The sequence below is a fragment of the Lentzea alba genome (assembly GCF_047445655.1).
Lineage (GTDB): Bacteria > Actinomycetota > Actinomycetes > Mycobacteriales > Pseudonocardiaceae > Lentzea > Lentzea alba_A.
The window spans coordinates 65,048-72,871 of the sequence record NZ_JAJAEG010000032.1 but is presented as its reverse complement, the minus strand read 5'-3'; the positions used below and the strand labels follow the sequence as shown (position 1 = coordinate 72,871).

Genomic DNA, 7,824 nt, shown 5'->3' with positions numbered 1-7,824 from the left:
TCTGGGCCGCCCCCCCCCCCACCACGGTGATCGGCCTACCCGGTCATCCGCACGGCACCGTGATGCTCTTGGACGTGTGAATCCACGCCCTGGTGCCGATGCCGCCCTTGATGAGCGCCCGCCACGTCTTCGACTTCGTGCCGTTGCAGGTGTACGTGGTGATGGCGTACTTGTTGGTCGCCCACACGCCCGAAAGCACCACGTGGTCCTTCCAGCCGATGCCCTTCTTCTCCTGGACCATGATCGTGAAGCCGGTGGTCGCCTGGTCGCAGTTGAAGAACCCGCCGAGCCCGTCGACGAAGTTGCCGCGCTTCTGCACGTTGATCCGCACGTGCTTGTCCGGGTCGCACGTGGCCTGCACACCCATGTCCTGTGCCGACGCGCTTCCCGGCACGAGCAGCGTCACGGCTGCGATCGCGGCGGTCGTGGCCGACACGAGAATCTTCCTCAAGGCTTTCTCCCCTTCGTTGCGGTGCGAGGCCACCTTGCAAGAGGGGTCGTGCGATCTTCTTGCGGGAATCCTGCATTTCGCAGGTCAGAGCTGTCAGTGGGCGGAAAACCGGCTGACTGCGGGCCGGGCGCCTTGCTAGTTTCCGCGAATGGGGTGCCTGACAGATCTCAGGAAGTTGCCGACGATCGAGGAACTCCGGGCCGGCCTCGGCACGGAAAGGCTCAAGGCGCTGGTCGCGGCCACCGGAGCACGCCGGCGCGGCGATCGGGTCGACGGAACGGACGTCCACCCAGGCCGCGGGCCGAGGTCACGCGACTGGTTCGCGGGACCGGCGGGGCCTACCAGGGCTCGTCGAACTCCCCGTCCTTTGCGCCTGCTACGAAAGCGTCCCACTCGGCCATGGTGAAGACGAGGACCGGCTCCAGCTGCTTGGAGTTGCGCATGGCGACGTAGGTGGCGCCGTCGGTGTGTTCCACGAAGGCGATCTCGACGTGGCCGTCTTCCGGTTCGGGCTCCGGCGGGCGCTTCCACTCCGCGTTGCGGAGGTCGAGGTTGCCGCGCACGTGGGCCTTGTCGTCGTAGATCGGCGCGCTTTCGGTCATTGACGCAAGTTAGCGGATCCGGATGAATCCAGCGGAACCGCCTGGGACGGCCTAGGATCGTCGACCGCCGAAACAGTGCGTGCCGAGCAGGAATGCCGAGGTGCCCCTCATGAAACGACTCCTTGCCATCACCGCGATCACGGCCGGTTTGCTCACGCTCGGCGCGGGTGCCGCCAACGCCGCCGAGCTCCGCCTCCCCATCAACATCGGGCAGCGGTACTCCGTCATCGTCGAAGTCGAGGTGCCGGACGTGGACGAGTTGCTGGAGCTGCTCGGGTAGCGGAAAGGCCCGCGGCGCGTCACACACGCGCCACGGGCCTCCCTTGAGGAAAGACTCAGGCGGTCTCGGTGATCGGCCGGTCCACCCACGACATCATGTCGCGGAGCTTCTTGCCGGTCGCCTCGATCGGGTGGTTCTCACCCTCCTGCTGCAGCTTCTTGTAGTTGGCGCGGCCGTTGTCGTCCTCGGCCACCCACTCGTTCGCGAAGGTGCCGTCCTGGATCTCGCCCAGGATCTTCTTCATCTCCTCCTTGACCGCGGGGGTGATGACGCGCGGGCCGCGGGTCAGGTCACCGAACTCGGCCGTGTCGGAGATGGAGTAGCGCATGCGGGCGATGCCGCCCTCGTACATGAGGTCGACGATCAGCTTGAGCTCGTGCAGGCACTCGAAGTACGCGACCTCGGGGGCGTAGCCCGCCTCGGTCAGCACCTCGAAACCGGCCTGCACCAACGCCGACGCGCCACCGCACAGGACGGCCTGCTCGCCGAAGAGGTCCGTCTCGGTCTCTTCCTTGAACGTCGTCTTGATGACGCCGGCGCGCGTGCCGCCGATGCCCTTCGCGTAGGACAGCGCGAGGGCCTGCGCGTTACCGGAAGCGTCCTGCTCGACCGCGATCAGAGCCGGAACGCCCTTGCCGTCGACGAACTGGCGGCGGACGAGGTGGCCCGGGCCCTTGGGCGCGACCATGGCAACGTCCACACCGGACGGAGCCGTGATCAGGCCGTAGCGGATGTTGAAGCCGTGGCCGAAGAAGATCGCGTCGCCTTCCTTCAGGTTGGCGGCGATCTCGTTCGCGTAGATGTGGCGCTGCGCGGTGTCCGGCGCCAGGATCATGATCACGTCGGCCCACGCGGAGACCTCGGCCGGCGTGCCGACCTCCAGGCCCTCTTCCTCGGCCTTGGCGCGGGACTTGGAGCCCTCCTGCAGGCCGATGCGGACCTCGACGCCCGAGTCGCGCAGGGACAGCGCGTGGGCGTGGCCCTGGCTGCCGTAGCCGATCACGGCCACCTTGCGGCCCTGGATGATGCTCAGGTCGGCATCGTCGTCGTAGAAGATCTCGACGCTCACAGTGTTTCCTCTCTCAAAATACTTATCGCACCGCGGTGGCGGTGATGGAACGAGCGCCACGGCCGATGGCGACCATGCCGGACTGGACGATCTCGCGAAGCCCGTAGGGCTCCAGCATGCGCAGCAACGCGTCGAGTTTTTCAGACGTGCCGGTGGCCTCGATCGTGACCGCCTCGGGCGACACGTCGACGACCTTCGCGCGGAAGAGCTGGACGGTCTCGAGCACCTGCGACCGCACCGTCGCATCCGCACGGACCTTGATCAACACCAGTTGCCGCTGAACGGAAGCCGCCGGCTCCAGCTCCACGATCTTGATGACGTTGATGAGTTTGTTGAGCTGCTTGGTCACCTGCTCCAGCGGCAGCTCGTCGACCGACACCACGATCGTCATGCGGGAGATGTCGGGGTACTCGGTGCGGCCGACCGCCAGCGACTCGATGTTGAAGCCGCGGCGGGAGAACAGGCCGGCGACGCGCGCGAGCACACCGGGCTTGTCCTCGACCAAAACGCTCAGCGTGTGCCTGGTCATCACAGATCCTCGTCGAACAGGGGGCGGATGCCGCGGGCGGCCATGATCTCGGAGTTGCCGGTGCCCGCCGCGACCATGGGCCACACCTGGGCGTCCTTGCCGACGACGAAGTCGACGACGACCGGCCTGTCGTTGATCTCCAACGCCTTCGCGACCACCTCGTCCACCTCCTCGCGCGACTCGGCCCGCAGGCCGACGCAGCCGAGAGCCTCCGCCAGGAGCTTGAAGTCTGGGATGCGGTGCTTGTGCGTCCCCAGATCCGTGTTGGAGTACCGCTCGCCGTAGAACAGCGTCTGCCACTGGCGGACCATGCCCAGGTTGCCGTTGTTGATCACGGCGATCTTCACCGGCAGGCCCTCGATGGCGCAGGTGGCGAGCTCCTGGTTGGTCATCTGGAAGCAGCCGTCGCCGTCGACCGCCCAGACCGTGCGCGAAGGCTCGCCCGCCTTGATGCCCATCGCGGCGGGGACCGCGAAGCCCATCGTGCCGAGGCCGCCGGAGTTGATCCACGTGCGCGGGTGCTCGTACTTCACGAACTGCGCGGCCCACATCTGGTGCTGGCCGACACCCGCCGTGTAGATCGTGTCGGCCGGCGACAGCGCGCCGATCCGCTCGATGACGTACTGCGGCGACAGCGTGCCGTCCTCGGGCCAGTCGTAGCCCAGCGGGAACGTCTCGCGCAGCGACTTCAGCGTGTCCCACCACGGCGTGAGGTCGACGGCCTTGGCCGTGTCGCGCTCGGTGCGGACGGCGTCGATCAGCTCGGTGATGATCTCCTTGCAGTCGCCCACGATCGGGACGTCCGCACGGCGGTTCTTGGAGATCTCGGCCGGGTCGATGTCCGCGTGGATGATCTGCGCGTCGGGAGCGAACGAGTTGAGCTGGCCGGTGACGCGGTCGTCGAACCGGGCGCCCAGCGCGATCAGCAGGTCCGACTTCTGCATCGCCGCGACGGCCGCGACGGTGCCGTGCATGCCGGGCATGCCCAGGTGCTGGTCGTGCGAGTCGGGGAACGCACCGCGCGCCATCAGCGTGGTGACGACCGGGATCCCGGTGTCCTCGGCCAGGCGCAGCAGCTCGGCGTGGGCGTCCGCCTTGATCACGCCGCCACCCACGTAGAGAACGGGCTTGCGGGCGCTGACGATCAGCTTGGCGGCTTCGCGCACCTGCTTGCCGTGCGGCCGGGTCGTCGGCCGGTAACCGGGCAGGCGCAGCTCGGGCGGCCAGGAGAAGCTCGTGGTCTCCTGCAGCACGTCCTTGGGGATGTCGACGAGGACCGGGCCGGGTCGGCCGGTCGCCGCGATGTGGAACGCCTCCGCGATCGCCCGCGGGATCTCCGCGGCGTCGGTCACGAGCATGTTGTGCTTGGTGATCGGCATCGTGATGCCGCAGATGTCCGCCTCCTGGAAGGCGTCCGTGCCGATCAGCGGCCGCGACTGCTGGCCGGTGATCGCGACGATGGGCACGGAGTCCATGTTCGCGTCCGCGAGCGGGGTGACGAGGTTCGTCGCACCCGGTCCCGAGGTCGCCATGCAGACCCCGACCTTGCCGGTGGCCTGCGCGTATCCGGTCGCCGCGTGTCCCGCGCCCTGCTCGTGGCGGACGAGGATGTGCCGGACCTTCGTGGAGTCCAGCAGCGGGTCGTACGCGGGAAGGATCGTCCCGCCGGGAATGCCGAAGACCACTTCGCAGCCGACCGCCTCAAGTGACCGGACGAGCGACTGAGCACCGGTTACACGAATCGGTGCGCCCGTCGGCGGGGCCGGTTTGGGCCGCGGACCTGGACGTGGCGACGTGGGCTCTGGAGCCTGTCGCGATGGTGCGCTGGTCATCATTGCCTCGTGGGTATCGGGGTCCGGACACGAAAAAACCCTCGACAACCCGGAGATGGGTCGTGCGAGGGTCGCGCGTCGACGCAGGCTGTTCGGCTCAGGCGTCGACGCGCCTGAGAAGTACGAGAACGAGCGTGCGCTGCATGAAGCGGACGTTATCGCCTCGCGCAAGAGCACGTCAACTCTGCGGGATGGAATTCCCGGATCGTGGACGTGGAACAATCCTTCGAGTGAAGAAGCTGGTCTTTCGCATCCCGGCAACGGCGCTGCTCGCAGCGGGTTTGATCGCGATCTGCGTGACTCCTGTGGCGTGGCTCGCTCCCGGGCTGCAGGCGATGTACGTCCTCCCGCTCGCGTACGCGTACTGGGTGATCCGCAACCGCACGACCGTCACCGACGAACAGCTCGTCGCCCGTGGGCTCTTCAAGTCGACGACGCTGAAGTGGGACGAGGTGAAGTCCATCCGGCTGGTCCAGAAGGGCTGGCTCAAGGCGGTCAAGACCGACGACACCGAGGTGACGCTGCCCGCGGTGCGGCTGATGCACCTGCCGGCGCTGTCGCTGGTCAGCGGTGGGCGCGTGCCGGACCCGAGTGTCGTGGAAGCCCCCGCAGATGTCCATGAGGGTGACCTTCATGGACCTGAGGTCCATGAAGGTCACCCTCATGGCACCGTAGAGTCGGAGAAGTGATCAAACGAGTTCCGCTGCTGAGCCTGCTGCTGTCCATCGCAGGCCTGCTGACCTCGGCTTATCTGACGTACACGCACTTCAACGCGAGCGCGCTGCTGTGCTCGGCGGACACGGTGATCGACTGTGAGACCGTGACCACGAGCGAGCAGTCGGAGCTGCTGGGCATCCCGGTCGCGTTCCTCGGGCTGGCGTTCTTCGCGTTCCTGACCGTGATCTGCCTCCCTTTCGCGTGGCGGATCGAGGCGCTCAAGTGGGTGCGACTCGGCGCGGTCGGCATCGGCGTGCTGATGGTGGTCTACCTGGTCGCGGCCGAGTTCCTGATCATCGGCAAGATCTGCCTGTGGTGCACCGTTGTGCACGTGATCACGCTCGCGCTGGCCTGTCTGCTGGTCTCCGCGAGCCTCTCCGGAATTCCTGCTCCGGGGCACAAGTAACCTTTGAGGCACCGCTCCCAGACTGATGGCCGCCCTCACCCCTGGCGTCCCGCGCGTTTCTTCTTGAACTGAATCTGGAGGAGCAGTGCCTCAGCTCCGCTCTCGCACCACCACGCACGGCCGCAACGCTGCCGGAGCCCGCGCTCTCTGGCGGGCGACCGGCATGACGGACAGCGACTTCGGCAAGCCCATCATCGCGATCGCCAACTCCTACACGCAGTTCGTGCCCGGTCACGTGCACCTGCGCGACCTCGGCGACATCGTGGCCGAAGCCGTGCGCGAGGCGGGCGGCGTGCCGCGCGAGTTCCACACGATCGCGGTCGACGACGGCATCGCCATGGGCCACAGCGGCATGCTCTACTCGCTGCCGAGCCGCGAGATCATCGCCGACTCGGTCGAGTACATGGTCAACGCCCACCAGGCCGACGCGATCGTCTGCATCTCGAACTGCGACAAGATCACCCCCGGCATGCTGAACGCGGCGATGCGGCTCAACATCCCCGTCGTGTTCGTGTCCGGCGGACCGATGGAGGCCGGCAAGGCCGTCGTCGTCGAGGGTGTCGCCGTCGCACCGACCGACCTCATCACCGCCATCTCCGCCTCGGCCTCCCCCGCCGTGAACGACGAGGGTCTCTCCGAGGTCGAGCGTTCCGCGTGCCCGACGTGCGGTTCCTGCTCCGGCATGTTCACCGCGAACTCCATGAACTGCCTCACCGAGGCGCTGGGGTTGTCCTTGCCCGGCAACGGCTCGACGCTGGCCACGCACGCCGCGCGCCGCGAGCTGTTCTCCGAGGCCGGCCGGGTCGTCGTGGAGCTTTGTCGTCGTTGGTACGGCGAGGACGACGAGTCGGCGTTGCCGCGGTCGATCGCGAACCGCAAGGCGTTCGAGAACGCGATGGCCCTCGACATGGCCATGGGCGGCTCGACGAACACCGTGCTGCACATCCTCGCCGCCGCGCAGGAGGGCGAGATCGACTTCACGCTGCAGGACATCGACGACCTGTCCCGCCGCGTGCCGTGCCTGTCCAAGGTGTCGCCGAACTCCGACTACCACATGGAGGACGTGCACCGGGCGGGCGGAATCCCCGCGCTGCTGGGCGAGCTCTACCGCGCCGGTCTGCTGAACGACGACGTGACGTCGGTGCACACGCCGACCCTCGCGGAGTGGCTCGGCAAGTGGGACATCCGCGCTGCTTCGCCGTCTCCTGAGGCGTTGGAACTGTTCCACGCCGCTCCGGGTGGTGTGCGCACGACCGAGGCGTTCTCGACGTCGAACCGCTGGTCCTCTTTGGACACCGACGCCGCCGGTGGCTGCATCCGCGACATCGAGCACGCGTACACGAAGGACGGCGGCCTGGCCGTGCTGCGCGGCAACCTCGCCGAGCGCGGCGCGATCATCAAGGCCGCCGGCATCGACGAGGAGCTGTGGCACTTCGAGGGCCCGGCGCGCGTCGTCGAGTCCCAGGAGCAGGCGGTCTCGGCGATCCTGAACAAGGAGATCCAGGCCGGCGAGGTGCTCGTGGTCCGCTACGAGGGCCCGTCGGGCGGCCCCGGCATGCAGGAGATGCTGCACCCCACGGCGTTCCTGAAGGGCTCCGGCCTGGGCAAGAAGTGCGCGCTGATCACGGACGGCCGGTTCTCCGGTGGTTCGTCGGGCCTGTCGATCGGTCACATCTCGCCGGAGGCGGCGGGCGGCGGCACGATCGGGCTGGTCGAGAACGGTGACCGGATCCTGATCGACGTGCACGAGCGGCGCCTGGAACTGCTCGTCGACGCCGACGTGCTGGCCGAGCGGCGCGCCAAGATGGAGGCCTCCGAGCGGCCGTGGCAGCCGGTGGACCGGATCCGTCCGGTCACGGGTGCGCTGCGGGCGTACGCGCGGATGGCCACCGACGCGTCGACTGGAGCGGTGCGCGACCCGAACCGCTGAGGTTGTTG

Annotated in this window: 9 protein-coding genes; 4 read left to right on the top strand and 5 right to left on the bottom strand. The window is 67.7% G+C overall.

Annotated features, from left to right (window positions below; genetic code table 11):
- Positions 1-43 precede the first annotated feature (43 nt).
- Positions 44-451: a hypothetical protein gene (locus LFM09_RS39525; protein WP_414101759.1), complete on the bottom strand. Its 408-nt coding sequence runs from the start codon at positions 449-451 to the stop codon at positions 44-46.
- A 338-nt stretch (positions 452-789) separates the two neighbouring features.
- Positions 790-1,053: a DUF397 domain-containing protein gene (locus tag LFM09_RS39520; RefSeq protein ID WP_325522130.1), complete on the bottom strand. Its 264-nt coding sequence runs from the start codon at positions 1,051-1,053 to the stop codon at positions 790-792.
- 109 nt (positions 1,054-1,162) lie between these two features.
- Between LFM09_RS39520 and LFM09_RS39515 the strand changes: the two genes are divergently transcribed.
- Entirely contained in the window at positions 1,163-1,333 is a 171-nt protein-coding gene (locus LFM09_RS39515) for a hypothetical protein (protein ID WP_414101758.1), read from the top strand.
- A 55-nt stretch (positions 1,334-1,388) separates the two neighbouring features.
- Here LFM09_RS39515 and ilvC read toward each other — a convergent pair whose 3' ends face one another.
- From ilvC to LFM09_RS39500, 3 genes are read right to left on the bottom strand one after another with little or no spacing between them, the layout of a single operon-like run.
- The gene (gene ilvC / locus LFM09_RS39510) at positions 1,389-2,402 is read right to left on the bottom strand and encodes a ketol-acid reductoisomerase (RefSeq protein WP_086660705.1); all 1,014 of its coding nucleotides are present in this window, start codon (positions 2,400-2,402) and stop codon (positions 1,389-1,391) included.
- Positions 2,403-2,424: 22 nt separating this feature from the next.
- Positions 2,425-2,931, bottom strand: a complete 507-nt coding sequence (ilvN, locus tag LFM09_RS39505; protein ID WP_045310681.1) for an acetolactate synthase small subunit — start codon at positions 2,929-2,931, stop codon at positions 2,425-2,427.
- Entirely contained in the window at positions 2,931-4,763 is a 1,833-nt protein-coding gene (locus tag LFM09_RS39500; protein ID WP_414101757.1) for an acetolactate synthase large subunit, read from the bottom strand. Before LFM09_RS39500 ends, ilvN begins: the two co-directional genes overlap by 1 nt.
- Positions 4,764-4,993: 230 nt before the next feature.
- Here LFM09_RS39500 and LFM09_RS39495 point away from each other — a divergent pair, with 230 nt between their 5' ends.
- The 3 genes from LFM09_RS39495 to ilvD all read left to right on the top strand — a co-directional run bounded on the left by LFM09_RS39495 (position 4,994) and on the right by ilvD (position 7,816).
- Positions 4,994-5,452 carry a PH domain-containing protein gene (locus LFM09_RS39495; RefSeq protein ID WP_414101756.1) on the top strand — a complete coding sequence of 153 codons (459 nt, stop codon included), beginning with the start codon at positions 4,994-4,996 and terminating at the stop codon, positions 5,450-5,452.
- Positions 5,449-5,886: a vitamin K epoxide reductase family protein gene (locus tag LFM09_RS39490; protein WP_414101755.1), complete on the top strand. Its 438-nt coding sequence runs from the start codon at positions 5,449-5,451 to the stop codon at positions 5,884-5,886. Before LFM09_RS39495 ends, LFM09_RS39490 begins: the two co-directional genes overlap by 4 nt.
- An 85-nt stretch (positions 5,887-5,971) precedes the next feature.
- Complete coding sequence (gene ilvD, locus LFM09_RS39485; RefSeq protein WP_414101754.1) at positions 5,972-7,816, top strand: dihydroxy-acid dehydratase; 1,845 nt, start codon at positions 5,972-5,974, stop codon at positions 7,814-7,816.
- Positions 7,817-7,824: the final 8 nt, after the last annotated feature.

Coding starts and splice junctions, on each gene's coding strand:
- LFM09_RS39515 (WP_414101758.1), top strand. CDS start 1,163: ATGAAACGACTCCTTGCCATCACCGCGATCACGGCCGGTTTGCTCACG.
- LFM09_RS39520 (WP_325522130.1), bottom strand. CDS start 1,053: ATGACCGAAAGCGCGCCGATCTACGACGACAAGGCCCACGTGCGCGGC.
- LFM09_RS39500 (WP_414101757.1), bottom strand. CDS start 4,763: ATGACCAGCGCACCATCGCGACAGGCTCCAGAGCCCACGTCGCCACGT.
- ilvN (WP_045310681.1), bottom strand. CDS start 2,931: ATGACCAGGCACACGCTGAGCGTTTTGGTCGAGGACAAGCCCGGTGTG.